The sequence below is a fragment of the Crenobacter caeni genome (genome assembly GCF_010435965.1).
Lineage (GTDB): Bacteria > Pseudomonadota > Gammaproteobacteria > Burkholderiales > Chromobacteriaceae > Craterilacuibacter > Craterilacuibacter caeni.
Map to the genome: position 1 here is coordinate 16183 of NZ_JAAGAA010000018.1, position 26669 is coordinate 42851.

The window sequence follows — 26669 nt, forward strand, 5'->3', positions numbered from 1 at the left end:
GGCGGTCTGTCACTTTCAGAGGGTTGTGGATTTAGATACGGGCCAGATCAGAATGGGTTCTAGGTCGGCTCGAAGCAGATTTCATATTCAGTACCATCTGGTGTTCTTGCTTTTCCGGTCACTCTATAGCCCTTTGACAAGGCGTAGAGGGTTAGGGAGCCAATCGCAACGATAACCGTGAGGCCAAGAATCGCCGACACCTCAACGGGAGTGAGGCCAATAGCCCTTGTGCCAAAGTGAGCACCAAATGCCTTTGCTAGTGCTCCTTCAACAACGACGGTGAAATGTCGTTCTGCATTGACACTTTTTACAATATCGACAGAGGAACCACGATCCTTCCAATTTATGGTCTCCATAAGTTTCCCTTGCTAGCGCGTGACTTCGCGCACGGCAAGCACCGGCAGCTCACCGGCCGCCAGCGCGAACAGGCGGTCGATATTCGGGTGGCTGCCCGGATTGTTACGCGCGTGTTCGGTGTGCTCGGCGAAGATTTCCAGCCCGGCGGCAGCCGCTTCGGAGGTGATCGCGCCGAAGCGTGCGGCGAGCGCGTGGTAGACGCGCAGCGACCCCGCGCTGCCCGGCGCGTTTGCGATGCGCGCGAGCACCATCCCTTGCGGGTCGGCCAGTTCGATCGCGGCGAGGTGCTCGCAGGCGGGCAATGCGGCGAGTTGTTGCTGGAAGCTGTTCATGGCGGAGTCGGCCCTGTGGTAAAAAGATGGATGTCATTTTATCGGGCTTCGCCATGCCGCGCCGCCGTTTGCTGTACATCGTTCTCGTGCTTGTCTTGCTGGCCGCCGCCGCGTGGTTCGTGCTGCCGCGTGTGCTGTACGGCCCGAAGCTTGAAGTCGAGCGCCTCGCCGCGCGCCCGCTGACGCTGACCGTGGTCGCCAGCGGACGGGTGGCCGGAGCGAGCGAGAGCGCGTTGGGCGCGACGCTGACCGCACGCGTGCGCGCGACGCCGGTAGAAGAAGGCGCGCGGGTCGCGGCCGGCACGCTGCTGCTCTCGCTCGAGTCGGACGAAGTCGCCGCGCAGCTTGCACAGGCCGGGGCGGCCGCCGAGGAAGCCGCGGCGACACTCGCCGAGGCCAATCGCCAGTACGCGCGCCAGCAGGGCCTGTTTGCGCAGGGCTTCATCAGCGGTGCCGCGCTCGACGCCGAAGACAAGAAGGTCCGCCTTGCGCGCGCGCGCGTCGACGCCGCCAACGGCTCGGTCGCTGCCGCTCGGGCGCGCCTGTCGCAGTTGTCGGTGCGCGCGCCGCACGACGGCGTGCTGCTCGCGCGCGAAGTCGAGGTCGGCGACCTGGTCACCGCCGGCAAGCCGGTGCTGTCGTTCGCCGCCGGAGCCGGGCGGGAGATCCGCCTTGATGTGGACGAGCGCTACCTCGCGAGGCTCGCGCCCGGCCAGCGTGCGCGGGTGGCGGCCGACGCGCGGCCGGACGCGCCGTTTGACGCGCGTCTGGTGAAGATCGCGCCGCGCGTCGACGCCGAGCGCGGCACGGTCGAGGTCACCCTCGCGCCCGACGCGCCGCCGGCCTTTCTCGCGCACAACATGACGGTGTCGGCCGAGATGGTTGCCGCGCGCAAGGCCTCGGCGCTGACGGTGCCTGCCGGCGCGCTGCGCGACGGCGCGGGTGGCCGCCAGGCGTTGCGTCTCGCCGGCGGCCGCGTCGAGGCGGTGCCGGTGCGCATCGGCGTCGAGGCTGACGGCCGCGTCGAGGTGCTGTCCGGGCTGGCGGCGGGGGATCTTCTGGTGCTGCCGGGGCAGGACGCGGTGCCGGGCATGCGTGCACGCGCCAAGGCTGAACGCTGATGTTCGTGCCGACCGTCGCCTGGCGGCTGATGCGCGAGGGCCGCTTCCAGAGCTGGCTGATCCTGGCCGGGGTGACGCTGGGCGTCGCCGTCGTCGTCTACATCACCGCGATTGTCAGCGGCCTGCAGGCCAACATCATCGACAAGACGCTGTCGACGCAGGCGCACGTAACGCTCAAGCCGCGCGAGGACGTCAACTTGCGCCAGATCACGGTGCCGGAGGGCGAGACGCTGCTCGCCGAAGTCGAGACGCGCACCCAGCGCGAGAACACCATCGGCAACTGGCAGCGGCTGAAGGCCGCCGCCGACACGGTGCCCGGCGTCGCCGCCAGCGCCGCGCTCGCCAGCGGCCCCGGCTTCGTGGTCAAGGGCGGCGTACGCAAGTCGGTGGTGCTGATGGGCGTCGAGCTGGCCGACTACCAGCGTATCGTCCCGCTAGAGAGCAAGCTGCGCGCCGGCCGGCTGCGACTGGCCAGCGGCGACGTGATGATAGGCACCGAGCTTGCGCGCGACCTGGGGCTCAAGGTCGGCGACCGCCTGCGGGTGGTCACCGCCACCGGCAGCGCCGAGAGCTACACCATCGCCGCGCTGCTCGACTTCGGCTTGAAGGATTTGTCGCGCCGCTGGCTGCTGATGCCGCTGCGCAGCGCGCAGAACCAGCTGGGCTACCGGCTCGACATCAGCGAGATCTACCTGCGCGCCGACGACCTGTTCGACGCCGAGGCGCTGGCCGCCGCTGCCGCCGCGCGCACCGGGCTGGACGCCGACAGCTGGCAGGAGACCAACTCGCAACTAGTGACGGCACTGCGTAGCCAGAGCGCGTCGAGCAATATGATCAAGGTGTTCGTCACGCTGGCCGTCGCGCTGGGCATCGCGTCGGTGCTGGTGGTGTCGGTGGTGCAGAAGCAGCGCGAGATCGGTATCCTGCGCGCGATGGGCACGCCGGGGGCGCGCATCCGCGCGGTATTCCTGCTGCAGGGCGCGCTGTACGGCCTGGCGGGCTCCTTGCTCGGCTCGGCTTTGGGCGCCGCGCTGGCGCTGGGCTTTACCCGCATCGCACGCAATACCGACGGTTCGCCCTTGTTCCCGGTGGTGGTCACCCCTTCGCTGTTTGTCGTTACCGCGCTGATCGCGACGGCGGTCGGCGTGCTCGCCGCGTGGGCGCCCGCCCGCCGTGCGGCGAGGCTGGACCCGGTGGAGGCGATCCGTGGCTGACGTACTCACCCTCACCGGTATCCGCAAGCGCTACGGCGGAGGCAAGGCGCCGCTGATCGAGGTGCTGCACGGCATCGACCTCTCGCTCGCCGAGGGCGAATTCGCAGCGCTGACCGGGCCGTCCGGCTCGGGCAAGTCGACCCTGCTCAACATCATGGGCCTGCTCGAGCCGCCGAGCGAGGGCAGGCTCGTCATCGCCGGCGAGGCCGCGCACGACCTGGGAGATGACGCACGCACCCGGCTGCGCAACCGCTACCTCGGCTTCATCTTCCAGTTCCATCACCTGCTGCCGGCGTTCACTGCCCTAGAAAACGTGCTGATGCCGGTGTTCGCCGGGCACGGCCGCGTCGACGCGGCCGACCGTACCCGCGCCGCCGCACTGCTCGAGCGGGTTGGCCTGGCCGAACACGCGTACAAGCAGCCAGTGCAGCTCTCCGGCGGCCAGCAGCAGCGCGTCGCCATCGTGCGCGCGCTGATGGCGCGCCCGCGGCTGGTGCTCGCCGACGAGCCGACCGGCAACCTCGACACCCAGACCGCCGCCGACGTGTTCGCGCTCATGCGCGAGATCAACCGCGAAGACGGCACCACCTTCCTGATCGTCACCCACGACGCGCGCCTCGCCGACAGCTGCGGGCGGCAGGTGCGGCTGGTCGATGGCTCTCTAAAGAACTGAGCGCATTCACTTTTTTCATCGCGGACGTGCAGTTTTTTATCTGCCACATCAAATGCTAAATGGGTTTTGTGCTTCTTGGCCTAATCCCTATTGCGTTGAACATCTCTTGCCGTTTCGTATGCATATGTTTTGACGCCTTTTCAGGCACGCCTTCCAGTGGGGAGCATTTCATGAATTAAGTATTTGCTATAAAAAATTCAATTGAATCAATTATTTACAATTCACTATCGGCGTAGGATAGTGTGCGCCTGCTTGCCTTCTGTCAGACGAATTTATCGATGAACGACAGAGGGCATTAATTTTTTGTGAATTGCATTTGGTTGCTTTGATGAATAGATTGAAACTTGTCCTCCCGGCGCTGCTTGGGGCCATGCTGACCGGCTGTATCGGCAGCGGGACTGGTGCGGCTGACGAGGGGGCTGCTCCCATGGTGTCGCAAGGGGACGCTGCTAGCGGACGCAAGTTGCGCACCGCCAGTGTCACGCGCGAGGTGTTTGTCGCGACGGCGCCTTATGCCGCGACGATCGGAGAGAACAGCGTGCCTGTCGACCTAGGTGCAGACAGAATTACCCACGATTTCAGCGGCAACGTGCCGTTCTTTAACCAGCAGATCGGCCGCTCCGATATCGGGACGATCAACGTCTGGAACCCGCAGACGGGTAGCCAGCAGAACGTGATCGGCCACAGCCTGAACGACGCTGGCGTACCGGGTTATGTGTTCAAGCAGGACGGCTACACCGCGATCGGTGTGCGCAAGCGCGACGGCCTAGTCGACGGTACCAAGCGTACGCAGGTCAATGCGTTCCAGATCCCGACCCGCCGCCACTTCGAATGGCAACTGAAATTCCGTCTGGCCGGCAGCAGCCTGTCGCAGCAATGGAGGATGACCCGCCCCGGTGAGGCGCCGGCCACCCTGTGGCAGCTGCAGAGTGCGGGCTTCGCTCCGGCGCTGATGATGGGCGTCGACACCGACCGTAACAATGGCAGCCGCCTGAGCCTGAATTTCGACACCCGCATCGACCCGACGCAGGGTGCCAAGCGGGTGCTCGAAACGGGCGGATTGGATCCCGCGGCAGAGCAAGACGTGCGCATCGAAGCCTTCCTTGACGAACGGACGGCCGAGCAGGGCGGCCAGGGCTTCCTCAGGATCAGCGTCAACGGCCGCGTGGTGCACGAGCAGCAGGGGCCTACCGTGCAAGCTGGCGCGTATAGCCCGTACGGTTGGGCTATCAGCATGAATACGCCGGCCAACAAGGCCGATCGTTTTGCCTACTTCAAGACCGCGCGCCTGATGGCGGTCGAATCGAACGGTGGCGACACGGGAGGGGAGGGTGGTGATGGTGGCCTGGTACCGCCGAGCGGGGATGCCTACGTGGCGCATGCCCCCTATCAGGCGACCATCGGCAACACCCAGGTACCGGTCGATCTCGGAGCAAGCAAGATCACGCACGACTTTAGCGGTAGCGTACCGTTCTACAACGCGGAAATCGGCCGCTCGGACATCGCGACCATCAATGTGTGGAACCCGCAGACCCAGTCGGCACAGAACGTGATGGGCCACAGCCTGACCAACGAGGGCGTCAAGGACCGCGTGTTCAAGGACGGCGAATTCACCGCAATCGGCGTGGTGGCAGGCGACGGCATCGTCGAGGACAAGCTGCGCACGCAGGTCAACGCGTTCCAGTTCTCTACCCGCAAGCACTACGAGTGGCAGCTGCAGTTCCGCCTGGGCGGCCGTCGCCTCGGCCAGCCGTGGCATATGGCGCCGGCCGGTGAGTCGCCTGCGACCATCTGGCAGATCAAGACGAACGGGATCGGCCCGGCGCTACTGATGGCGGTCGACACCGACCCGAACAACCCGGGCAAGGTCCAGCTGAGCTTCGACGAGCGGATCGACCCGACGCAAGGCGGCCAGCGCATCACCCAAGTCGGCAATATCGACCCGAACACCGAGCAGGATGTGCGGGTCGAGACCTACCTTGACGAGCGCACGACGGCGCAGGGCGGCCGCGGCTTCCTGAAGATCACGGTCAATGGGCAAGTGCTGTTCGATAAGCCGATGGCTACCGCACAGGCCGGTGCGGCCAGCCCGTACAACTGGTCGGTGGGCATGTATCTGTTCGCGAACACCCGCCCGCTGTCGTACGACCGATTCATCTACTTCCGGAGCGCACGCCTGGTCGACCTTGGCGGCGATGGTGGCAGCGGTGGTGGTGACGGTGGTGATGGTGGTGATGGTGGGGTAACTCCGCTCCCGCCACTCAGCGGCAGCGCCTATGTGGCTTACGCGCCCTACAAGGCGACTCTCGGCAACACCCAGGTGCCGGTCGATCTGGGCGCAAGCAAGATCACGCACGACTTTGGCGGCAGCGTACCGTTCTACAACGCGGAAATCGGCCGCTCGGACATCGCGACCATCAATGTGTGGAACCCGCAGACCCAGTCGGCACAGAACGTGATGGGCCACAGCCTGAGCAACGAAGGCGTCAAGGATCGCGTGTTCAAGGACGGCGACTTCACCGCGATCGGCGTGGTGGCGGGCGACGGCATCGTCGAGGACAAGCTGCGCACGCAGGTCAACGCGTTCCAGTTCTCTACCCGCAAGCACTACGAGTGGCAGTTGCAGTTCCGCCTAGGTGGCCGTCGCCTCGGCCAGCCGTGGCATATGGCGCCGGCCGGTGAGTCGCCTGCGACGATCTGGCAGGTCAAGACGCACGGGATCGGCCCGGCGCTTCTGATGGCGGTCGACACCGACTCGAGCAACCCGGGCAAGCTCCAGCTGAGCTTCGATGAGCGGATCGACCCTTCGCAGGGAGGCCAGCGCATCACCCAGGTCGGCAATCTCGACCCGAACGCCGAGCAGGATGTGCGGATCGAGACCTACCTCGACGAGCGCACGGCGGCTCAGGGTGGCCGCGGTTTCCTGAAGATCACGGTCAACGGGAAGGTGTTGTTCGACCGGCCGATGGTGACCGCCCAAGCTGCTGCGACCAACCCGTACAACTGGTCGGTGGGCATGTATCTGTTCGCGAACACCCGCCCGCTGTCGTACGACCGCTTCATCTACTTCCGTAACGCTCGCATGGCCGCGCTCGACTGAGCCGGACTTGCAAGTGATAGGGGCGCCCGGATCGGGCGCCCCTTTTTTACATCGTGTGAGTCAGCAAGGATCAGGCAGGGCGTGCGCCTTGCAGGTACTTCCTGCTCATCGCCTTGAAGTGCTCGCTGCCGGATTTTTCCAGCATCTCGAACAGCACCATCTCGCGGCTGACCAGCACCGCGCCGGCGTCCCGCATTCTTTGCAGGCCGAGCGCCTTGTCGCTGTCAGCACGGCTGCCGACCGCGTCGGCGACGACGAATACCTGCTTGCCCAGTTGCAGCAGGCCGAGCACGGTCTGCAGCACGCACACATGCGTTTCCATCCCGCACACGATCACCTGCTTGCGCGCCAGCAGCCCGGCGGGCAGGCAGCCGGCTGCGGTGCAGGAAAAATGCAGCTTGTCGACGGTCTGAGCGGCCGGCGCGAGCGCCTTGAGCGAGGCGATGGTCGGCCCCAGCCCCTGCGGGTACTGCTCGGAGAACACCACCGGCAGGTCGCAGTCGTTGGCGGCGCCGACCAGCCATGCGAGGCGCGCGGCGAGCGCTTCGGCGCCGTCGATCGCCGGCAGCAGTTTTTCCTGGACGTCGACCACCAGCAAGGTGGCGCGGGCTCGGTTCATCAGCATGGGTTTCTCCTTGATATCTGCCTAGCATAGCCCGTGCCGGCTTTGGGGGCATCCCCTAGCGGTGTGCGTCAGCCCCCGGTGTCATAATGGTGCGGTCATTCCGCGACACAGGGGTTGCCTGATGCTGTCCGAAGCTTACCGCGAATTCGTCCGCCGCCTCGCCGGCCACCTCGATGCGCGGCGTATCCATACCGACCCGCTCTCCACGCTGGCCTACGGCACCGACGCGTCGTGCTACCGGCTGAACCCGCAGGTGGTGGTGCGCGTGACAAGCGAGGCCGAGGTGCAGACGGTGCTCGCCGCGGCGCGCGACTTGTCGCTGCCGGTGACCTTCCGCGCGGCGGGCACCTCGCTGTCCGGGCAGGCGGTGAGCGACTCCATCCTGATGGTTGCGACCGACGGCTGGAAGGGCTGCGAGGTGCTGGACGGCGGTGCGCGCATCCGTCTGCAGCCGGGGGTGGTCGGCGCGGTCGCCAACGCCTCGCTCGCGCCTTACGGGCGCAAGATCGGGCCGGACCCGGCGACCATAGGCGCGGCGATGATAGGCGGCATCGTCGCCAACAATTCGAGCGGGATGTGCTGCGGCACCGCGCAGAACAGCTACCGCACCGTCGAGAGCCTGCGCCTGATCCTCGCCGACGGCAGCCTGCTCGACACCGCCGACGCGGATAGCGTCGCCGGATTCCGCGAGCGCCACGCTGGCCTGCTCTCCGGGCTCGCCGCGCTGTCGGCGCGGGTGCGGGCCGATGCGGCGCTGGCCGCGCGGATCGCGCGCAAGTACAAGATGAAGAACACCACCGGCTACAGCCTGAACGCGCTGGTCGATTTTGACGACCCGCTGCAGATGCTGCTGCGCCTGATGATAGGCAGCGAAGGGACGCTGGGTTTTGTCAGCGAGGTGGTGTACCGCACGGTCGAGGAGTTGCCGTGCAAGGCGAGCGCGCTGGTGTGCTACCCGGACATCCACGCCGCGTGCCGGGTGGTCGCGTTGCTCGCCGGCCACAAGGACGTGGTCGCCGCCGCCGAACTGCTCGACCGTGCGAGCCTGCGCTCGGTCGAACACAAGGCGGGCGTGCCTGGCCATATCGCCGAACTGCCGGACGGCGCGGCCGCCTTGCTGGTCGAGACGCGCGCCGCCGACGCGTCAGCGCTGGCCGGACAGGTTGCAGAGGTCAGCGGCTGGCTCGCCAGCGCGCCGGTGCTGGGCGAGGTCGCGTTCACCGACGATGCGGCCGAGAGCGCGCGGCTGTGGGCGATCCGCAAGGGAATGTTCCCCAGCGTCGGCGCCATGCGCGAGATCGGTACCACGGTGATCATCGAGGACGTAGTGTTCCCGGTCGACGCGCTGGCCGACGGTACGCTGGCCCTGCAGGCCTTGTTCGACAAGCATGGCTACCGTGACGCGATCATCTTCGGGCACGCGCTGGAGGGCAACCTGCACTTCGTGTTCACGCCGGATTTCGCCCAAGGGGACAGCGCCGCGCGCTACGAGGCTTTCCTGGATGACGTCTGCCATCTGGTCGCGGTCGAATACGAGGGCGCGGTCAAGGCCGAGCACGGTACCGGGCGCAATATGGCGCCGTTTGTCGAGCTGGAGTGGGGGCGCGACGCGTACCAGGTGATGCGCGAGATCAAGGCGCTGTTCGACCCGCAGGGCCTGCTCAACCCCGACGTGATCCTGAGCGGCGACCCCCGCTTGCACATGAAGCACCTGAAGGCGCTGCCGGCGACCGACGCCATCGTCGACCGCTGCATCGAATGCGGCTTCTGCGAGGGGCAGTGCCCGAGCCGCGCGCTGACGCTGACGCCGCGCCAGCGCATCGTCGCCCGCCGCGAGATCGCGCGGCTGGCGGGCGACGGCGAAGACCCGGCACGGCTCGCCTGCCTCGAGGCGGACTACGTGTACGCGGGCGAGGAGACCTGCGCCGCGTGCGGCTTGTGCGCGACGGTGTGTCCGGTCGGCATCAATACCGGCGAACTCACCCTCAAGCTGCGCGGCCAGCGGCTGGGCGAGGGCGGCGCGCGTGCCGCCGCCAGTGTCGCCCGCCACTACGGCGCCGCGCTCGGCGCCGCCCGCGGCGCGCTGGGGGCGGTGTCCGCGCTGCGCACGGTAGCGGGGGACAAGGCCAGCGGCCGCCTGTTTGCCGGCGCGCGCGCGCTGTTCGGTCGCAAGGTGCCGCATTTCTCGCCGTCCTTCCCGCGCGGCGGGCGTTTCGAGCCGAAAACGGGCGTGGCGGGCAGCGCGCGCAAGGTGGTCTACCTGCCGTCCTGCCTGACCCGCGCGATGGCACCGGGCGACGCCGGCGCGCGCACGGTCGGCGACACGGTGACCTCGGTGCTCGCCAAGGCGGGTTATGCGGTGCTTTACCCGCAGGACCTGTCAGGGCTGTGCTGCGGCACGCCGTTCAAGTCCAAGGGGGCGGCGGCGGTCGCCGCGGACAAGCTCGCCGAACTATCGGCCGCGCTGTTTGACGCGAGCGAGGGCGGGCGCTGGCCGATTGTCGTCGACAACGGCGTGTGCACGGCGGCATTGCTCGACGGCCTGGCCGACGCCCGGCTCAAGGTGTACGACGTGACGCGCTTCGTGCTCGAGGTGGCGTCCGAGTGGCTCGTCTTCGAGCCGCAGGACGAGAAGGTCGCGCTGCACGTGGTGTGTTCGATGCGGCGCACCGGCCACGCTGGCGTGCTGAACGCGCTGGCACGCCGCTGCGCGCGCGAGGTGGTCGAGCCCGCCGGCGTCACCTGCTGCGGCTTTGCCGGCGACAAGGGCTTCAGCCACCCCGAACTCAACGCGTCGGCGCTCGCCACGCTCAGGGAAGAGGTGGCCGGCTGCGTGGCCGGCTACAGCAACAGCGCGACCTGCGAGGTCGGTCTCTCCGAGCATTCGGGCCTCAGCTACCGCCACCTGATGGTGCTGGTCGACCGCGCGACGCGTGCGAAGGCGGATAACGCGCAATAAAAAAGGCAGACGCGACGCGTCTGCCTTTTCGGGCGAGGGCCGTTCAGCTGAGGTTGAACGGCGACTTGCTGTAGAAGGGGTTGAACAGTGGCACCCGTTCGGCTTCGCCGGCCTGCTTGAACTCGGCGGCGACGTCGCCCCTCAGGTAGGCCAGTGCGCCGCCGACAATCGGCAGCACGAAAAAGTAGACCAGCGCGCACGCGACCAGAGTCGTCATTTTATCTCTCCTGTGATGGAGGGATTGTCTTTTTAAAACAGTCGTTTGTCTTTCTCATTGCCGACATCGGCGGCCAGCGGCGCGACATGCCCCGCGCGGCCGGTGTATTCCGGCCGCGCAGGGCAGGGGCTCAGACGTCCTGGCCTTCGACGATGCCTTCGTGTGCGGCCGACTTCATTGGCAGGATCAGGTTGAGCACGATGGCGAGCACCGAGCACAGGCCGACGCCGACCAGGCTGAACGAGCCGATCTTCAGTTCGAGCGCGCCGATGCCGGCGGTCAGCACCACCGAAATGATCACCAGGTTGCGCGGCTCCATCAGGTCGACTTTGGATTCGATCAGCGTCTTCAGGCCGATCGACGCGATGGTGCCGAACAAGAGCACCATGATGCCGCCCATCACCGGCATCGGGATCGACTGCAGCAGCGCGTTGAACTTGCCGAAGAACGCCATGCAGATGGCGAACAGCGCCGCCCACGTCATGATGCGCGGGTTGAAGTTGCGGGTGATCATCACCGCGCCGGTCACTTCGGCGTAGGTGGTTACCGGCGGGCCGCCGACCAGACCGGCGAAGCACACGCCCAGGCCGTCGCCGGCCAGCGTGCGGTGCAGGCCCGGCGTCTTGGTGTAGTCCTTGCCGGTCACGCCGCCGATCGCCATCACGCCGCCGATATGCTCGATGGCCGGGGCGATCGCCACCGGCAGCATGAACATCGCCGCCGCCCAGTTCACCTCGGGCGAGTGGAACTCGGGGATGGCGAACCACGGGGCGTTGGCGATCTTGGCGAAGTCGACCGCGCCCATGAAGGCTGCGGCGATATAACCGACGGTGACGCCGGCCAGGATCGGCACCAGGCGGAACATGCCGCGCGCGAAGATCGACACCACGATGGTGGTGGTCAGCGAGATCGCCGCCAGCAACAGCGAGCTCTCGTACGGCATCACCTGCGCGCCACCGGCGCGGCCCATCGCCATATTCGACGCGGCGCCGGCGACCGACAGGCCGATGATCATGATGACCGGGCCGATTACCACCGGCGGCAGCAGGCGGTTGACCAGTTCCATGCCGCGCCAGCGCACGATGGCGGCGACCACGAAGTACATGAAGCCTGCACAAAACAGGCCGAACATGGTCGCGCCCATGCCCCAGGTCTGCATCGAGTAGATGATCGGGCCGATGAAGGCGAAGCTCGACCCCAGGAAGATCGGCACCGAGAAGCCGGTAATGAGCTGGAACAGCAGCGTGCCGACGCCGGCGCCCAGCAGTGCCATCGCCGGGTTGAGCCCGGTGAGCAGCGGCACCAGCACCAGCGCGCCGAAGGCGACGAACAGGATCTGCGCCCCCGACACCGCCTGTTTCACGTGTTGAAACATGGTTTTCCCCTTGTGTTGTAAATGGTGGTTCTCAAAAAAACGCCGCCTGCGAAGCGGGCGGCGTTTGATATGCAATGACTGTGCTCAGGCGTGCTTGGTGCCGAAGATCTTGTCGCCGGCGTCGCCCAGGCCCGGGATGATGTAGCCGTTCTCGTTGAGGTGGCTGTCCAGCGAAGCGGTAACGATCTCGACGTCCGGGTGCGCGTCGTTGACGGCCTTCACGCCTTCGGGGGCGGCGACCATCACCACCGCCTTGATCTGCTTGCAGCCCTTGCGCTTCAGAAGCTCGATGGTCGCGTTCATCGAGCCGCCGGTGGCGAGCATCGGGTCGATCACGATCGCGATGCGCTCGTCCAGGCTATCGACGAACTTGTCGAAGTAGGGCACCGGCTCCAGCGTCTCTTCGTTGCGGTAGAGGCCGACCACGCTGATCTTGGCCGACGGCACCAGGTCGAGCACGCCGTCGAGCATGCCGAGGCCGGCGCGCAGGATGGGCACCACGGTGACCTTCTTGCCCTTGATCTGTTCGATGTCGATCGGGCCGCACCAGCCGTCGATGGTGACGGATTCCAGCTCGAAGTCGCGGGTCGCCTCGTAGGCGAGCAGACGCGCGAGTTCGTGGGTGAGCTGGCGGAACTTCATGGTGCTGATGTCGCCCTCGCGCAGCAGACCGAGCTTGTGCTGAACCAGCGGGTGTTTGACGACGGTGATGTTCATGGCGTGCCCTTGTGAAAAAGCTGCGTCTCCAGCGCCGTCAGGCGGCGGGATCGGCAGCTTTCGATGTGCAAAACCGGCTGCGCAGGGCGCAACCGGTCGAATGGGGCGTATTCTAGCGCAACTTTCCCACCAAAATCCATATGGATTTGGTAGCAGATGCGCGCGATGTCAGGCGGGTCGCTTGGCGAGCGCTTCCAGCATCTGCTGCAGCTCGCCGCTCTGGTAGAGCTCGGTCATGATGTCCGAGCCGCCGACGAATTCGCCGCCGATGTAGAGCTGGGGGATGGTCGGCCAGCTCGCGTAGTCCTTGATGCCCTGGCGCACGTCCGGGTCGAGCAGCACGTCGACCGCCTTGAAGTCGGCGACGCCGCACGCCTTGAGGATCTGTACCGCGCGTGCGGAGAAGCCGCACTGCGGGAAGGTCGGCGAGCCTTTCATGTAGAGCACGACCGGATTCTGGGTGACGGTGTCGCGGATGGTGTCCTGGATGTTCATGGTGTTCCCTTTATTGTGGTCTGGCGCCCGAATACCCGAGCTGGTCGGTTGGAAATTCTAGCCTTGCCATGGCATCCGGGTCAATTTGCCGGGGTGCGCGCCGCGCGCAGCGTGCGCAGCAGTATCCGCGCCTGCGCGTCGTACAGCGAGTGCCGGTTGAAGAGGCGCGACACCGCGGCGGCGATCAGCGCGCTGGCCATCAGCGGGATCAGCATGGTCGACGAGTCGGTCATCTCCATCACGATCACGAAGCCGGTCACCGGTGCGCGTGTCATGCCGGCGAAGAAGGCGACCATGCCCAGCAGCACTACCGCGGTCTCCGGCTGCGAGGGCAGCCACGCGGCGACGTTCAGGCCGATGCCGGCGCCGACCGACAGCGCCGGCGCGAAGATGCCGCCGGTCGCGCCCGACAGGTAGCTCAACAGCAGGGTCGCGAGCTTGAGCAGGCCGTAGTTTTCCAGCCCTTCGGTATGGCCTTCGATGATGTCGCGTGCGCGGAAGTAGCCGGTGCCGAAGGTCACGCCGTCGTTGGCAATGCCGATGACGGCGATGGCGAGGCCGCAGGCGGCGGCAAACAGGATGGGCATGCCCCGGCGGAATTTTTCCAGCGGGCCGGGCAGCGCACCGCTCATGGCGAGGACGGCGCGGGCGGTCAGCCCGCCGGCGACGCCGCCGGCCAGCCCAGTGGCGAGGATCGCCGTCCAGCCGCGCAGGTAGTGGATGGAGACCGACGCGGTGCCGAAGTAGCTGTAGTTGCCGAGGAAGGCGTACGCGGTGAGGCCGGCGATGATCACCGAGAGCAGGATGGTCGAGCTCGCCTTCTGGTTGAAGGTGCGCCCCATCTCCTCGATCGCGAACACGATGCCGGCGAGCGGCGCGTTGAAGGCGGCGGCGACGCCGGCCGCGCTGCCGGCGAGGATCAGGCCGCGGCCGTAACCGCCGGCGCCGATGCCGCGGATGCCCAGCCGGTACTTGATCGCGGCGCCGATCTGCACGATCGGCCCCTCGTAGCCGAAGGTCGCGCCCGAGCCGATGCCCAGCAGGGTGAGGAAGGTCTTGCCGACGGCGACCTTCAGCGTCAGGAAGCGCTCGCGCAGCAAGCTGGCGTCCGCTTCCAGCGCGGCGATGCTTTGCGGGATGCCGCCGCCGCCGGCGCCGACCAGCACGTGGCGCGACAGGTAGACCGACAGCGCGAGCCCGAGCGGAGTGATCAGCAAGGCCCAGTGCGGCGAGTGCTCGTAAACGCGGAAGAACAGTTCGTGCAGCGCGTGGCCGCCGAGGCTGAACACCACCGCGACCAAGCCGATCAGGATCGCCGCCACCCACAGTTCCAGCCGCCGTCGCCACAGCCGCAGGGTCAGGAACAGGAAACCCATGCGCCGGCTGACACGGCGGCTGGTGGCGACGATGGCAGACGGCGGCGACAAGGGCACGGCGGCGGCGGTCCTCTGTTACGGTTTGCGGGTGAGTACGGCGGCGAAGAAGCCGTCAGTCTGGTGCACGGCAGGGTTCAGTTGTAACACGTCACCGACAGCGAGCGGAATCTTTTGTTCCGCGAGCACGGCGTCGACCGGCGTCAGCTCGAAGTCGGGGTGCGCGGCGAGGAAGCCTTCGACGATGCCCATGTTTTCCTGTGGCAGCAGGCTGCACGTCGCGTACACCAGACGGCCGCCTGGGGCCACCAGCCGTGCGGCGGAGGCGAGGATGGACGCCTGCTTGACGTTCAGCTCGGCGATCGATTCCGGGCTCTGCCGGTACTTGAGGTCGGGGTTGCGCCTGAGCGTGCCCAGCCCCGAGCACGGCGCGTCGACCAGCACCCGCTGCGCCTTGCCGGCCAGGCGTTTGACCTTCACGTCGTTCTCGTGCGCGATCAGCGTCGGGTGCACGTTGGAGAGGCCGGAGCGCGCGAGGCGCGGCTTGAGGTTGGCCAGGCGCTTCTCGGAGACGTCGAACGCGTAGAGGCGGCCGGTCGAGTTCATCTGTGCACCCAGCAGCAGCGTCTTGCCGCCGGCACCGGCGCAGAAGTCGACCACCATCTCGCCGCGGCGCGCGCCGGTGATCAGCCCCAGCAGCTGGCTGCCCTCGTCCTGCACCTCGATCTCGCCGCGCAGGAAGCATTCGTGGCGGTTGATCGACGGCTTGCCGGCCAGACGAATGCCCAGCGGCGAGTAAGGCGTCGCCTCGGCTTCGAAGCCCTCGTCGCGCAACAGGTCGAGCACCTGCGCGCGGCGCGCCTTCAGCGTGTTCACGCGCAGGTCGAGCGGTGCCGGCTGCATCAGCGCGCGGCCCAGCGCGATGACCGCTTCTTCGTCCTGGTCGGCCAGCCGCTCGATGATCCAGGCAGGCAGCTCGGCGCGCGCTGCCAGGCTGTCCGGCTGCGTCTTGCCTTTGACGGCGGCAAGCCAGGTCTTCTCGTCCTCGTTCACCGCCTCGCCGAACTCCTTGATATTGGTGCCCCACAGCTTGGCCATCGCGACCAAGAGCAGGTGGCGCGCGTTCGGCTTTTTCGGTGCGCACCAGGCGCGCAGCGTCTCCAGCCGGCGCAGGATGGTGAAGCTCGCCTCGGCGATCACGTGGCGGTCGTTGGCGCCCAGTTCGCGGTGTTCGCGGAACCAGCCGGAGAGCACGGCGTCGGCGGGGCTTTCGAAGCGCAGCATCTTCTCGAGGACGCGCACGGTCTGCTGGAACTGCAGCGGATTAATTTTCATGGCTGTTCTTTCTGGGCGGCAGTGTCCACACGGGGCTGCCTGCAATGTCGATACGGTAAGCCCGAAGTTCGAGCGTCTTTTTTTCGTCGGCGCGCACGATGCGCACCGGCAGGTTGGCGAAGTCCGGCGCCAGCCAGTACTCGTTGCGGTTGGCGCCTTCGCCGGCGCGCACCAGCACCACGCGGATGGCACCGTCGCCGGTGTCGTAGTCGGCCTCGCCGGACGGGCGCAGCCTGAAGCCGTACACCTTCTTGCCGGTGGTGATCTGCGTGTCGCCCGCCGCGGGCTCGCCACCGGCCAGCGCCAGCGCGAAGCCCAGGCTCAGTACGTCCTGCGCGCCGGGCTCGAGCGGCACGCTAGCCTCCTGCTTGTCGCCGAAGTCGAGGCGCTTGTCCTCGCGGTCGAAACGCGCGTATTCGCGCGGCGCCTCGTCTCGCCACGCCTGGTAGCGCTCCGGCGCAAGCTTGCCGCCGGCCGCCCGCCCTTCGGAGACGTAGCGCAGCAGCGGGCTGAACAGCCCCTTGACGCGCGCCTCCAGGTGGTAGCGGCCGCCCTGGCGTTGCCAGTGGATCAGCCCGCTGCCGACCTGGATATTGCCGTAGTAGGCGTGGTAGTGCAGCGTCGCCTGATCCGGGAAGGCGGTGATCGGCGTCGCGGGCCGGATCCGGCCATCGTCCTGCGCCGTGGCTTCGGCGACGGGCGCGGCCACTGCAGCAGGCGCGCTCGCGAGCGCGTCGAGCGCCTCGGCCGCACGGGCGATCGAGCTTGCGGCCGTCTGCGCGGGCGGTGCCGGCGCGAACGGCGGCGCCTCGTCGCCTGGGGGGCTGGTCGCGCGCGTATCGGCACGCGCGGCCGACGCCTCCGCCTGCGGTGCCGACGCCTCGGCCTTGCGCGGCGCGGGGCGGGCGGCGGCCAGCGCCGCATCCGCCTGCCTGGGCGTGAGGCGCACGGTCGGCCGCGCGGGCGGCACCTCGTGCTGCGCGTCCAGTTCCAGCTTGCGCAATTGCGCGGTCAGCGGCTTGACCGCCATGTCCTGCGCGGCGTCCGGCCAGCGCCAATGTCCACCGCCGAACACCGCGAGGTGGACGGCGAGCGAGAGGGCGACGGCGATCAGCAGGGGCCGCGCGTGTTTCATCAGGCCTCGGCGGGGCTCAGCAACTGCGCGCCGGCGTTGGCGGCAGCCACGCGGTGTACGCGGCCGTTCGCCAGCGTCAGGCGGCCGGCGACGAAGTCGCGCACCGCGGCCGGATACAGGCGGTGTTCGGCAGCGAGCACGCGTTCGGCCAGCGTCGCCGCGGTATCGCCCTCGAGCACGGGGACCGCACCTTGCGCCACGATCGGGCCGTGGTCAAGCTCGGCCGTCACGAAGTGCACGGTGCAGCCGGCGACGCGGCAGCCGGCGTCGATCGCCCGCTGGTGGGTGTTGAGGCCGGTGAACGCCGGCAGCAAGGACGGGTGCACGTTGAGCATGCGCCCCTCGTAGCGGCGGGTGAAGTCGGCGCCGAGGATGCGCATGAAGCCGGCCAGTACGACAAGGTCCGGCGCGTAGCCGTCGATCACCTCGGCGAGCGCCAAATCGAATGACGCGCGGTCCGGGTAGGCCTTGTGGTCGACCACGCGGGCTTTAATGCCGTGCGCGGCCGCCCAGGCCAGGCCCGCCGCGTCCGGGCGGTTGGCGATGACGGCGACGACGGCGGCGCCGGACATCTCTTGTTCGCAGATGGCCTGCATGTTCGAGCCCCGGCCGGAAATCAGGATGACAATTCGTTTCATGATGGTTTCACGCTAGCGGTTTGCACGCCAGAAGCAATAAACGCCGCACCGCCCCGGATGCGGGCGCGGCACGGCGTCGTCGGCCTTCGGCCTTGTTGTGGTGGCGGGTCAGCGGACCTGGGTCTGGTGTTCGTCGCCGGCGCGCGCGTCGACGCGGCCGATGCAGTACACGGTCTCGCCCTCGGCGCGCAGCAGCTCGGCCGCGGCGTCGGCGTGCTCGGCAGCGACGATGACGACCATGCCGATGCCGCAGTTGAACGTGCGGTACATCTCCTGCGCGTCGACCTGGCCCTGTTCCTGTAGCCACTGGAACAGCTTGGGCAGCGGCCACGCGGCGGCGTCGATGCGCGCGACGCAGTTCTCCGGCAGTACGCGCGGAGTGTTCTCGGTAATGCCGCCGCCGGTGATGTGCGCCATGCCCTTGACCGGCAGTTCGGCCATCAGCTTGAGCAGCGGCTTCACATAGATGCGGGTCGGCGCGATCACCGCTTCGCGCAGCGTCTTGCCGCCGTCGAATTCGGCGTCAAGATCCGGGGTCGCGCGCTCGATGATCTTGCGCACCAGCGAGTAGCCGTTCGAGTGCACGCCGTTGGACGCGAGGCCGAGCACCACGTCGCCCGGCGCGATGTCGCGGCCGGTGATCACGCGGCTCTTCTCGACGACGCCGACGGCAAAGCCCGCCAGGTCGTACTCGCCGACCGGGTACATGCCCGGCATTTCGGCGGTCTCGCCGCCGATCAGCGCGCAGCCTGCCATCTCGCAGCCTGCGGCGATGCCCTTGATCACGTCGGTCGCCTGCGCGACGTCAAGCTTGCCGCACGCGAAGTAGTCGAGGAAGAACAGCGGCTCTGCGCCCTGTACCAGAATGTCGTTGACGCTCATGGCGACCAGGTCGATACCGACGGTGTCGTGACGGTTCCAGTCGAAGGCGAGCTTGAGCTTGGTGCCGACGCCGTCGGTGCCCGAGACGAGGACCGGTTCGCGGTATTTCTTGGAGATTTCCACCAGTGCGCCGAAACCACCGAGTCCGCCGAGCACCTCGGGGCGCATGGTGCGTTTGGCGAACGGTTTGATGTTTTCGACGAGCGCGTCGCCGGCGTCGATGTCTACGCCTGCGTCGCGGTAACTGAGGGCCGTGGTGTTCAAGGTCGACTCGCTTTCTGCTAACGTGTTTGTTTTACTTCAAACTTTCGCCTGAACGAAAGCGCCGATATTCTACCCGAATCAAAGATGAAACGCTCTGCCAACTCGCTGATGCCATGGCTGGTCGCCGTCGCGTGCGGTGTCCTCTTTTTCTGGCTGGTCATCAGCCTCGCCGGCGTGCTTACGCCCTTCGTCGTCGCCGCGGTGCTCGCCTACATCCTCGACCCGCTGGTCGGCACGCTGACCCGCCACCGCGTCGGCCGCCCGCTCGCGTCCTTGCTGGTGATGGCCGGCGGCATGCTGCTGATCTCGCTGCTGCTCTTGGTCGTGGTGCCGATGCTGATCGAGCAGGCGCAGGCGCTCGCCGCGCGGCTGCCGGCCTTCATCGACTTCGTGCAGCACCGCTTCCTGCCGTGGCTGGACGCGCGTTTCGGCGTCAAGATCGTGCTCAACGCCGACACCTGGCGCAACGCGCTATCCGACCAGGGCGGCGCGCTGCGCAAGGCGCTCGAGCAACTGTGGCCGCAGCTGACGCACGGCGGCGCCGTGCTGTTCGATTTGGTGTCGAACATGGTGCTGTTGCCGCTGCTGCTCTACTACTTCCTGCTCGACTGGCCGCGCATGTGCCGCTGGGTGGCGACGCTGGTGCCCAGACGCTGGGCGGCAGAGGTCGGCCGCGTCACCGGCGAGCTCGACCAGGTGTTGGGCGAGTTCCTGCGCGGGCAGATCTCGGTGATGCTGATCATGGCGGCGGTGTACGGCGGCGGGCTGATGCTGACCGGGCTCGAGTCCGGCCTCGCCATCGGCATCGTTGCCGGCCTTCTGGTGTTCATCCCCTACCTTGGCGCTTTCATCGGCCTGTTGCTGGCGACGCTGGCGGCGCTGTTGCAGTTCGGCACGCTCTCGGGGCTTGCGCTGGTGTGGGGGGTATTCATGGCCGGGCAGACGCTGGAGAGCTTCGTCGTCACGCCTTATCTGGTCGGCGAGCGCATCGGCCTGTCGCCGATGGCGGTGATCTTCGCGCTGATGGCATTCGGCCAGCTGATGGGCTTTACCGGCGTGCTGCTGGCGCTGCCCTTGGCGGCGATCGTGATGGTGCTCGCGCGCAGCTTGCTGGCGCGCTATTTCACCTCGCGCTTCTATCAGCGTAAAATCGGGCGCTAAACGGCTTTTTATCGCAGACACACCCAGAACGCATTTTGGATCAACTCGTCCTCGACCTGACGCCGACGCCGACGCCCGGCTTCGACAACTTTCTCGCCGAGCATAACCGCGAGATCATCGCCGCGCTCAACGACGCGTCGGGCGAACGCTTCGTGTACCTGTGGGGTGCGCCCGGCTGCGGCAAGACGCACCTCTTGCAGGCGTGGATTGCCCACGCCGAGCGCACCGGCCGCGCGGCGATCTACCTCGACGCCAAGACCGAGCACCTGCCCGACTTCGCGCGCGAGGCGAGCTTCATCGCGGTCGACCATGTCGACGACCTGACCCCGGACGACCAGATCACGCTGTTCTCGATCTACAACTCGCTGAAGGAAAGCGGCGAGGGGCGCCTGTTGATGGCCGGCCGCCTGCCGCCGATGCGCCTGCCGGTGCGCGACGATTTGCGCACCCGCCTGGGCTGGGGGCTGGTGTTCCAGGTCAAGGCGCTGTCCGACGACGACAAGCTCGCCGCGCTCAAGCGGCACGCCGCCGAGCGCCAGCTGGCGATCCCCGACGACGTGTTCCGCTACCTGCTCACGCACTGGCGGCGCGACCTCTCCAGCCTGATCGACATGCTCGACACGCTGGATCGCTATTCCTTGGCGCTGCAGCGGCCGATCACGGTGCCGCTGGTGAAGAACATCCTGCAAACGACCCGAAACGAAGCCCCATGAACCTTGCGCTGTTCGACCTCGACAACACCCTGCTGGCCGGCGACTCCGACGTCGAGTGGCCGAAATTCCTGATCGGCCGCGGCATCCTCGACGCCGAACACCACGCCCGCCACAACGACTACTTCTACGAACAGTACAAGGCCGGCACCCTCGACATCGACGCCTTCCTCGAATTCCAGCTGGCGCCTTTGGCCCGCTTTACGCGCGAAGAACTCGACCGCCTGCACGCCGCGTACATGGGCGAGCATATCCTGCCCATCATTCCGGCCAAGGCGCGCGCGCTGGTGGCCGCGCATCAGGCCCAGGGCGACCTGGTGATGATCGTCACCGCGACCAACCGCTTCATCACCGGGCCGATCGCGCGCGAGCTGGGCGTCGAGCACCTGATCGCGGTCGAACTCGAGGAAGACGCTGACGGCCGCTACACCGGCCGCTACACCGGCACGCCGAGCTTCAAGGACGGCAAGATCACCCGCCTGAACGAGTGGCTGGCCGCGCGTGGTCAGACGCTCGCAAGCTTCGGGCACAGTTTCTTCTACAGCGACTCGCGCAACGACCTGCCGCTGCTTTCGCTGGTGAGCGACCCGGTCGCGGTCGACCCGGACGACGCGCTGCGCGAACACGCGATCTCGCACGGCTGGCCGGTGATCACGCTGCGCGACTGAACGGTTCGCGCACCGGGCCGCGGCAAGCCTGCCGCGGCCTTTTTCTTATGGACAAGCAAGGGGGACGCATGGACAGGTTGAACGCCTTTCTGGAGAGGGCCGAGCAAGTGTTGGCCAGACTGGAGCCGCTGCTGCCGCCGCTGCAACCGGCGCCCGACTGGACGGCACCGGCTTTCCGCTGGCGCCGCCAGGGGCTGGCCAGCTGGCTGGAGCCGGTATACCAGCCGCACAGCATCCGGCTGGACGAACTCTCCAGCGTCGAGCGGCAGAAGGAGGCGCTGGTACGCAACACCCGCCACTTCCTCAAGGGGCGGCCGGCCAACAACGCGCTGCTCACCGGCGCGCGCGGTACCGGCAAGTCCTCGCTGATCAAGGCGCTGCTCGCCGAGTTCGCCGAGAAGGGCTTGCGCGTGATCGAGGTCGACAAGACGCACCTGGGCGACTTGCCGCAGATCGTCGACATCGTGAAGAATCGGCCCGAGCGCTTCATCCTGTTCTGCGACGACCTGTCGTTCGAGGAGGGTGAGGACGGCTACAAGGCGCTCAAGTCGCAACTGGACGGCGGCGTCGCGCCGCGCGCCGGCAACCTGCTCGTCTACGCAACCAGCAACCGCCGCCACCTGTTGCCTGAGCGCCTCAGCGAAAACCGCGACGGGAAGAGCGAGAGCGGCGAGATCCACCCGGGCGAGGCGATCGAGGAAAAAATCTCGCTGTCCGACCGCTTCGGCCTGTGGCTGTCGTTCTACCCTTTCGACCAGGACGCCTACCTGACGGCGGTCGCCGGCTGGCTCGGCCACTTCTCGCTGGCGATGGACGCCGCCGCCGAGCGCGCCGCGCTGCAATGGTCGCTCGCGCGCGGCAGCCGCTCGGGGCGGGTCGCGTGGCAGTTCGCCTGCGACTGGGCCGGACGCACACAAAAGGAACGCAAGGCATTCTGATGAAGGACAACACAGGCAAGACCATCGCGGTGGTCGCCGGCGCGCTGATCGACGCCGACGGCCGCTACATGCTGGGCTCGCGCCCCGAGGGTAAACCGTACGCCGGCTACTGGGAGTTTCCCGGCGGCAAGGTCGAGCCGGGCGAGACGCTGTTTGCGGCGCTCGCGCGCGAATTCGACGAGGAGATGGGCGTCCGGGTGGAGCACGCGACGCCGTGGCTGACCCGCGTCCACCATTACGAACACGCGTCGGTGCACCTGACCTTCTTCCGCGTCTGGTCGTGGGCGGGAACGCCGCGCCCGCACGAAGGGCAGTCGTTTGCCTGGCAGAAACCGGGCGAGGAGCGCGTCGCGCCGATGTTGCCGGCCAATGGCCCCATCCTGCGCGCCTTGAGCCTGCCGCTGTCGCTGCGGGTCGGCGTGGATGGGGGCTTTGCCATCGGTAACGAGGCCGGCGTGCTGCTGGCGCTAAACGACTGGCAACGCAGCGGGCGTCCGGACGCGCCGTGGGCCGGCGCCTGTGTGGGCTCGGCGGCCGAGCTCTCCGAGGCGGCCCGGCTGGGCTTCGACTTTGCGGTGGCCGACGCGGCAGGGGAGTGGGATACGTTCGACCGGGTGGTCAACGATGGTTGGCCGCTGCCGGTGTACGCGGCGGGTGCGGCGCTGGCTGTCGCGCTCGAACACGGCGCGCACGGCGTGCTGGAGGCGGACGCATGAAGATGGACCGCAAGAAATGGCTGTGGCTCGCCGTCGCGCTCTTTTTGCTCGCCGCGCTCAAGCTGGCCTTGCTTGGCTGGTGGTGGCGTTCGCAGCCGGCGGTGCCGCAGACCGAGACCGTCGCCTGTACGGTGGGCGCTGCGTGCGTCTTGCCCGGCGGCGGTGAACTGCGCTTTGCCAGTGCACCGCTGGAAGGCAAACCGTTCGAGATCGCGCTGATGGGCGAGGTCGGCGACGCGCCCACCGCCGAATTCGCGATGGCCGACATGGACATGGGCTTCAACCGTTATCGCTTCGTGCGCGAGGACGGGCGCTGGGTCGCGCGCGTGCAGTTGCCGGTGTGCGTGAGCCAGAGCCGCAACTGGCTGATGACGCTGCAGCTGGGCACGCGCCGGCTGGTCGTACCGTTCGCTACAGCGGCAGCCAGTAGCTGAGCGCGACGCCGGCGAACACGGCAAGGCCGACCCGGTTGTTGTCGAGGAAGGCCTTGAAGCATCGCGCGCGGTCGCGCCCGCGGATGTCCGCGTACTGGCGCGCGATCAGCCCGGCTGCCACGGTCAGGCTCAGGTAGTAAGGCCAGCCAAGTTCGGCGACGAGGCCGACGGCCACCATCAGCGCGAGGAACAGCGCGTGGCAGAGCATCACCGCGGCGACGTCGTAACGGCCGAAGGTGATCGCCGACGTGCGGATGCCGATCTTCAGGTCGTCCGGCTTGTCGACGATCGCGTACTCGGTGTCGTAGGCGACGGTCCAGCACAGGTTGGCCGCCAACAGCAGCCACGCGATCGCCGGCACGCTTTCTGTCTGCGCGGCGAACGCCATCGGGATGCCGAACGAGAAGGCGAGGCCGAGATAGGCCTGCGGCAGCGGGAAGAAGCGCTTGGTGAACGGGTAGCTCGCCGCGAGCAGCAGCGCCGGCACGCTCATCAGCCAGGTCAACTTGTTTAGCGGCAGCACCAGCACGAAGGAAAGCAGCGCGAGCGCGAGCGCCAGCAGCAGCGCCTCCTTCTCGCTGACCGCGCCGCGCGCGAACGGCCGGTGGCGCGTGCGTTCCACATGTGCGTCGAAATGGCGGTCTGCGTAGTCGTTGATCACGCAGCCGGCCGAACGCATCAAAAAGGTGCCGGCGGCAAAGATGGCGACAATCAGCCAGTCGGGCTTGCCGGTGCCCGCCAGCCACAGCCCCCACAGCGTCGGCCACAGCAAGAGCAGGGTGCCGATCGGCTTGTCGGCGCGCATCAGTTGCAGGTAGACGGTCAGGCGGTCTTCACGGGCGGGTATGGACATGGGGTCAGCAGTTCGAGTGCGGGCAGGAAGAGTTCGGTGACGATCAGCGGAGCGCCTTCAAAGCTGAACAGGCAGCGGCGTGCCGGCAGCGCGCCTTGCGCCCCGAACGGCGCGGCGAGCGCGTGGCGCGGGTCGCCCGCGCCGAGCCGCGCGTAGGCAAGCGCGCCACGCGCGAGCGTCGGCATCTCGCCGAACAGCGTCAGCCCCAGCGAGCGGCGACCGCGGTTAAGCCGCTCTTGCCAGTGCGGACAGTCGGCGCGGCATACGCTGCGCGCGACCACCACGGTTTGGCCGTCCAGCGTCAGCGCGACGTGGCGGGCGTAGGCGGCAGACGGGTTTCCCAGTAGTGCCGCTTCGTCTTGCAGCGCGGTACTATTCCCTTGGAATAAAACGTCGACGGCAAACAGACGCCCGCTGGCCTGCAGGTACTCGGTCAGCGAGCCGGCTGCGGTCAGCGCGCCCTGGAGTGCGGGCGTGACGGCCGGTGCGCTCGCCTGCCACAGCGGTGGGGTGAAAGTCATCGGCGCATTATGCCAAACGTGGCTGGCGATTGTCGTCCATCGGAAGGAGGAATCCGCATGCTCGAAGCTGTCATCTGGTTGCTGGGCTACCAGCTCGCCGGCGAATTCATCGTGCGCTGTTTCGGCTGGCCGCTGCCGGGGGCCGTCGTCGGCATGTTGCTGCTGCTGTTGACGCTCTTGGCGCGCCGCTCGGTGCCGGAGGGCCTGCAGCATTCGGTACCGACCCTGCTGGGCCATCTGTCCTTGCTGTTCATCCCGGCCGGCGTCGGCGTGCTCGCGTGGTGGCCGCAACTGCTCGATGCCGGCTGGCGTCTTGCGCTGGTGTTGCTGCTGTCGACCCTGCTGCCGCTGCTGGGAACGGCCTATCTGTTGCGTGCATTACTGGCCCGCAAGGAGGCCGCGAGATGAGTGCATCGGTGTTGGACGCCCTGTCCGCTGTCAGCCGCGGGCCGCTGTTCGGCCTCTTCCTCACCCTGCTTGCCTACCGTGTGGCCCTCTGGCTGAACCGGCGCTGCCACGGCCACCCGCTGAGCAACCCGGTGCTGGTCGGCTGCGTGCTGGTCGGCGCGGTGCTACTCGCCGGCGGCGTCCGCGTCGACACCTATATGGAAGGCGGGCGTTTGCTGATGCTGTTGCTGGGGCCGGCGACCGTCGCGCTGGCGGTGCCGCTCTACCACCAGTTCGCCAGGCTGCGCCGCTCGGCGGTGGCGTTGACGCTGGCGCTGCTGGCCGGCTCGCTGATCGGGATTGCCAGCAGCGTGCTGCTGGGGCGGCTGTTTGGTCTGTCCGAAACCCTGGTGCTGTCGCTGGTGCCGCGTTCGGTGACGACGCCGATCGCGATGGGGGTGGCCGAGGCGATCGGCGGCGACCCGACGCTGGCGGCGGCATTCGTGATCGTCTCCGGCATCCTCGGCGCGGTGCTGGTGCGCCCGCTGTTTACCCGGCTCGGCCTGATGGACGAGCGGGTGCTGGGTTTTGCGACCGGGGTTGCCGCGCACGGCATCGGTACCGCGCGCGTGTTCCAGATCTCGCAGGGCGCCGGTGCGTTCGCCGCGCTGGCGATGGGGCTTAACGGCCTCATGACCGCCTTGATCGCGCCGCTGCTACTCCGACTGCTGACCCGTTTCTGGCATTGACGCCTCGGGCTGCGATACTGGAAGCTGCGCGGCCAACAAGAGAACGGAGACAGACGGTATGGACCTGATCCTGTGGCGACACGCCGAGGCGGAAGACGGCAACGACGATCTGGCGCGGACGCTGACCCGCCGCGGCCACAAGCAGGCCGGTCAGATGGCGGCTTGGCTGCGCGACCGCCTGCCCGTGCATTACGAATTATGGGCGTCCGAAGCGCGGCGTTCGCAGCAGACGGCAAGCTATCTGCGCAAGGACTTCCGGGTGGAGAGCGGCATCAACCCCGACATCGGCTGGGCCGATGTGCTAAAGGCGCTGAACTGGCCGCATGGCGGCTCGCGTACCGTCGTCGTCGTCGGTCACCAGCCGTATATCGGCCGTATCGCTTCCAGCCTGCTGTGCGAGCAGCCGCTGTATTTCAGCGTGAAGAAGGGCAGCGTGTGGTGGTTACAGCACAAGGCGCACGGCGACCTCGAGCAGGTCCGCCTGCGCGTGATGATGCCGGTGTCGATGCTGCAAAACTGATTTTCCTTGTAAAACAATGGTATGACGAATTTGTCCGGGTTTTGTTGCTGCCGGGTGTTGACGGAGGCGGGCCGCAAACGTATAGTTCGCCACCTCGACGCAGCGCACACAACGCGAAACGTCACTGCTCTTTAACAGAACGAACAACCGATAGGTGTGAGTGCTTGGCGCAGCCAACACTTGCACTGCAAGAGAAGGAA

General features: G+C 67.3%; 28 protein-coding genes. 14 read left to right on the plus strand and 14 right to left on the minus strand.

From position 1 onward, the window contains the following. Window positions 1–59: 59 nt before the first annotated feature. Window positions 60–356: a hypothetical protein gene (locus tag GZH52_RS15685; protein WP_163317883.1), complete on the minus strand. Its 297-nt coding sequence runs from the start codon at window positions 354–356 to the stop codon at window positions 60–62. 12 nt (window positions 357–368) lie between these two features. Next, complete coding sequence (locus GZH52_RS15690; RefSeq protein WP_163317884.1) at window positions 369–689, minus strand: DUF2322 family protein; 321 nt, start codon at window positions 687–689, stop codon at window positions 369–371. Window positions 690–715: 26 nt separating this feature from the next. Between GZH52_RS15690 and GZH52_RS15695 the strand changes: the two genes are divergently transcribed. The 4 genes from GZH52_RS15695 to GZH52_RS15710 all read left to right on the plus strand — a co-directional run bounded on the left by GZH52_RS15695 (window position 716) and on the right by GZH52_RS15710 (window position 6797). Further along, window positions 716–1810, plus strand: a complete 1095-nt coding sequence (locus GZH52_RS15695; RefSeq protein WP_163317885.1) for an efflux RND transporter periplasmic adaptor subunit — start codon at window positions 716–718, stop codon at window positions 1808–1810. Further along, window positions 1810–3024 carry an ABC transporter permease gene (locus tag GZH52_RS15700; protein ID WP_163317886.1) on the plus strand — a complete coding sequence of 405 codons (1215 nt, stop codon included), beginning with the start codon at window positions 1810–1812 and terminating at the stop codon, window positions 3022–3024. The genes GZH52_RS15695 and GZH52_RS15700 overlap by 1 nt, the downstream gene beginning before the upstream one ends. Next, window positions 3017–3697: an ATP-binding cassette domain-containing protein gene (locus GZH52_RS15705; RefSeq protein WP_163317887.1), complete on the plus strand. Its 681-nt coding sequence runs from the start codon at window positions 3017–3019 to the stop codon at window positions 3695–3697. The genes GZH52_RS15700 and GZH52_RS15705 overlap by 8 nt, the downstream gene beginning before the upstream one ends. Window positions 3698–4034: 337 nt before the next feature. After that, a complete protein-coding gene (locus GZH52_RS15710; protein ID WP_203525806.1) occupies window positions 4035–6797 on the plus strand; it encodes a hypothetical protein in 2763 nt (920 codons plus the stop codon). Window positions 6798–6867: 70 nt separating this feature from the next. Here GZH52_RS15710 and GZH52_RS15715 read toward each other — a convergent pair whose 3' ends face one another. After that, window positions 6868–7422, minus strand: coding sequence for a hydrolase (locus GZH52_RS15715; RefSeq protein WP_163317889.1), 555 nt, complete (start codon window positions 7420–7422; stop codon window positions 6868–6870). Window positions 7423–7543: 121 nt separating this feature from the next. Here GZH52_RS15715 and GZH52_RS15720 point away from each other — a divergent pair, with 121 nt between their 5' ends. Next, a complete protein-coding gene (locus tag GZH52_RS15720) occupies window positions 7544–10381 on the plus strand; it encodes an FAD-binding and (Fe-S)-binding domain-containing protein (RefSeq protein ID WP_163317890.1) in 2838 nt (945 codons plus the stop codon). Window positions 10382–10424: 43 nt separating this feature from the next. Here GZH52_RS15720 and GZH52_RS15725 read toward each other — a convergent pair whose 3' ends face one another. The 9 genes from GZH52_RS15725 to purM all read right to left on the minus strand — a co-directional run bounded on the left by GZH52_RS15725 (window position 10425) and on the right by purM (window position 18812). Continuing rightward, the gene (locus tag GZH52_RS15725; protein WP_163317891.1) at window positions 10425–10598 is read right to left on the minus strand and encodes a hypothetical protein; all 174 of its coding nucleotides are present in this window, start codon (window positions 10596–10598) and stop codon (window positions 10425–10427) included. 130 nt (window positions 10599–10728) lie between these two features. Beyond that, window positions 10729–11973: a uracil-xanthine permease family protein gene (locus GZH52_RS15730; RefSeq protein ID WP_163317892.1), complete on the minus strand. Its 1245-nt coding sequence runs from the start codon at window positions 11971–11973 to the stop codon at window positions 10729–10731. 84 nt (window positions 11974–12057) lie between these two features. Beyond that, window positions 12058–12690 carry a uracil phosphoribosyltransferase gene (gene upp, locus GZH52_RS15735; protein WP_163317893.1) on the minus strand — a complete coding sequence of 211 codons (633 nt, stop codon included), beginning with the start codon at window positions 12688–12690 and terminating at the stop codon, window positions 12058–12060. 168 nt (window positions 12691–12858) lie between these two features. After that, on the minus strand, window positions 12859–13185 hold the full coding sequence (gene grxD / locus GZH52_RS15740; protein ID WP_163317894.1) for a Grx4 family monothiol glutaredoxin: 327 nt from the start codon (window positions 13183–13185) through the stop codon (window positions 12859–12861). A gap of 80 nt (window positions 13186–13265) precedes the next feature. Then, window positions 13266–14612: a chloride channel protein gene (locus GZH52_RS15745; protein ID WP_163317895.1), complete on the minus strand. Its 1347-nt coding sequence runs from the start codon at window positions 14610–14612 to the stop codon at window positions 13266–13268. A gap of 24 nt (window positions 14613–14636) precedes the next feature. Continuing rightward, the gene (locus GZH52_RS15750) at window positions 14637–15887 is read right to left on the minus strand and encodes an RsmB/NOP family class I SAM-dependent RNA methyltransferase (protein ID WP_432417445.1); all 1251 of its coding nucleotides are present in this window, start codon (window positions 15885–15887) and stop codon (window positions 14637–14639) included. Next, window positions 15883–17028 carry a DUF3108 domain-containing protein gene (locus tag GZH52_RS15755; RefSeq protein WP_163317897.1) on the minus strand — a complete coding sequence of 382 codons (1146 nt, stop codon included), beginning with the start codon at window positions 17026–17028 and terminating at the stop codon, window positions 15883–15885. Before GZH52_RS15755 ends, GZH52_RS15750 begins: the two co-directional genes overlap by 5 nt. Then, a complete protein-coding gene (gene purN / locus GZH52_RS15760; protein ID WP_163317898.1) occupies window positions 17028–17666 on the minus strand; it encodes a phosphoribosylglycinamide formyltransferase in 639 nt (212 codons plus the stop codon). The genes GZH52_RS15755 and purN overlap by 1 nt, the downstream gene beginning before the upstream one ends. Before the next feature lie 108 nt (window positions 17667–17774). Then, complete coding sequence (gene purM, locus GZH52_RS15765; protein WP_163317899.1) at window positions 17775–18812, minus strand: phosphoribosylformylglycinamidine cyclo-ligase; 1038 nt, start codon at window positions 18810–18812, stop codon at window positions 17775–17777. An 84-nt stretch (window positions 18813–18896) separates the two neighbouring features. Between purM and GZH52_RS15770 the strand changes: the two genes are divergently transcribed. The 6 genes from GZH52_RS15770 to GZH52_RS15795 all read left to right on the plus strand — a co-directional run bounded on the left by GZH52_RS15770 (window position 18897) and on the right by GZH52_RS15795 (window position 23439). Beyond that, complete coding sequence (locus GZH52_RS15770; protein ID WP_203525807.1) at window positions 18897–19973, plus strand: AI-2E family transporter; 1077 nt, start codon at window positions 18897–18899, stop codon at window positions 19971–19973. Window positions 19974–20008: 35 nt separating this feature from the next. Then, complete coding sequence (hda, locus tag GZH52_RS15775; RefSeq protein ID WP_163317900.1) at window positions 20009–20686, plus strand: DnaA regulatory inactivator Hda; 678 nt, start codon at window positions 20009–20011, stop codon at window positions 20684–20686. Beyond that, window positions 20683–21351 (plus strand): histidinol-phosphatase, encoded by a 669-nt coding sequence (locus tag GZH52_RS15780; protein ID WP_163317901.1) that lies wholly within the window; start codon window positions 20683–20685, stop codon window positions 21349–21351. Before hda ends, GZH52_RS15780 begins: the two co-directional genes overlap by 4 nt. Before the next feature lie 68 nt (window positions 21352–21419). Beyond that, a complete protein-coding gene (locus tag GZH52_RS15785; protein ID WP_163317902.1) occupies window positions 21420–22289 on the plus strand; it encodes an ATP-binding protein in 870 nt (289 codons plus the stop codon). Then, a complete protein-coding gene (locus GZH52_RS15790; protein WP_163317903.1) occupies window positions 22289–23005 on the plus strand; it encodes an NUDIX domain-containing protein in 717 nt (238 codons plus the stop codon). Before GZH52_RS15785 ends, GZH52_RS15790 begins: the two co-directional genes overlap by 1 nt. Beyond that, window positions 23002–23439 (plus strand): hypothetical protein, encoded by a 438-nt coding sequence (locus tag GZH52_RS15795; RefSeq protein ID WP_163317904.1) that lies wholly within the window; start codon window positions 23002–23004, stop codon window positions 23437–23439. Before GZH52_RS15790 ends, GZH52_RS15795 begins: the two co-directional genes overlap by 4 nt. Here GZH52_RS15795 and ubiA read toward each other — a convergent pair. Continuing rightward, complete coding sequence (gene ubiA / locus GZH52_RS15800; protein ID WP_163317905.1) at window positions 23417–24292, minus strand: 4-hydroxybenzoate octaprenyltransferase; 876 nt, start codon at window positions 24290–24292, stop codon at window positions 23417–23419. The two genes, GZH52_RS15795 and ubiA, sit on opposite strands and share 23 nt — an antisense overlap. Then, window positions 24262–24813 (minus strand): chorismate--pyruvate lyase family protein, encoded by a 552-nt coding sequence (locus tag GZH52_RS15805; RefSeq protein WP_163317906.1) that lies wholly within the window; start codon window positions 24811–24813, stop codon window positions 24262–24264. The genes ubiA and GZH52_RS15805 overlap by 31 nt, the downstream gene beginning before the upstream one ends. A gap of 57 nt (window positions 24814–24870) precedes the next feature. Between GZH52_RS15805 and GZH52_RS15810 the strand changes: the two genes are divergently transcribed. From GZH52_RS15810 to GZH52_RS15820, 3 genes are read left to right on the plus strand one after another with little or no spacing between them, the layout of a single operon-like run. Beyond that, window positions 24871–25221 (plus strand): CidA/LrgA family protein, encoded by a 351-nt coding sequence (locus GZH52_RS15810; protein WP_163317907.1) that lies wholly within the window; start codon window positions 24871–24873, stop codon window positions 25219–25221. Then, window positions 25218–25949: an LrgB family protein gene (locus GZH52_RS15815; protein ID WP_163317908.1), complete on the plus strand. Its 732-nt coding sequence runs from the start codon at window positions 25218–25220 to the stop codon at window positions 25947–25949. Before GZH52_RS15810 ends, GZH52_RS15815 begins: the two co-directional genes overlap by 4 nt. 58 nt (window positions 25950–26007) lie before the next feature. Continuing rightward, the gene (locus GZH52_RS15820) at window positions 26008–26469 is read left to right on the plus strand and encodes a SixA phosphatase family protein (RefSeq protein ID WP_163317909.1); all 462 of its coding nucleotides are present in this window, start codon (window positions 26008–26010) and stop codon (window positions 26467–26469) included. Window positions 26470–26669: the final 200 nt, after the last annotated feature.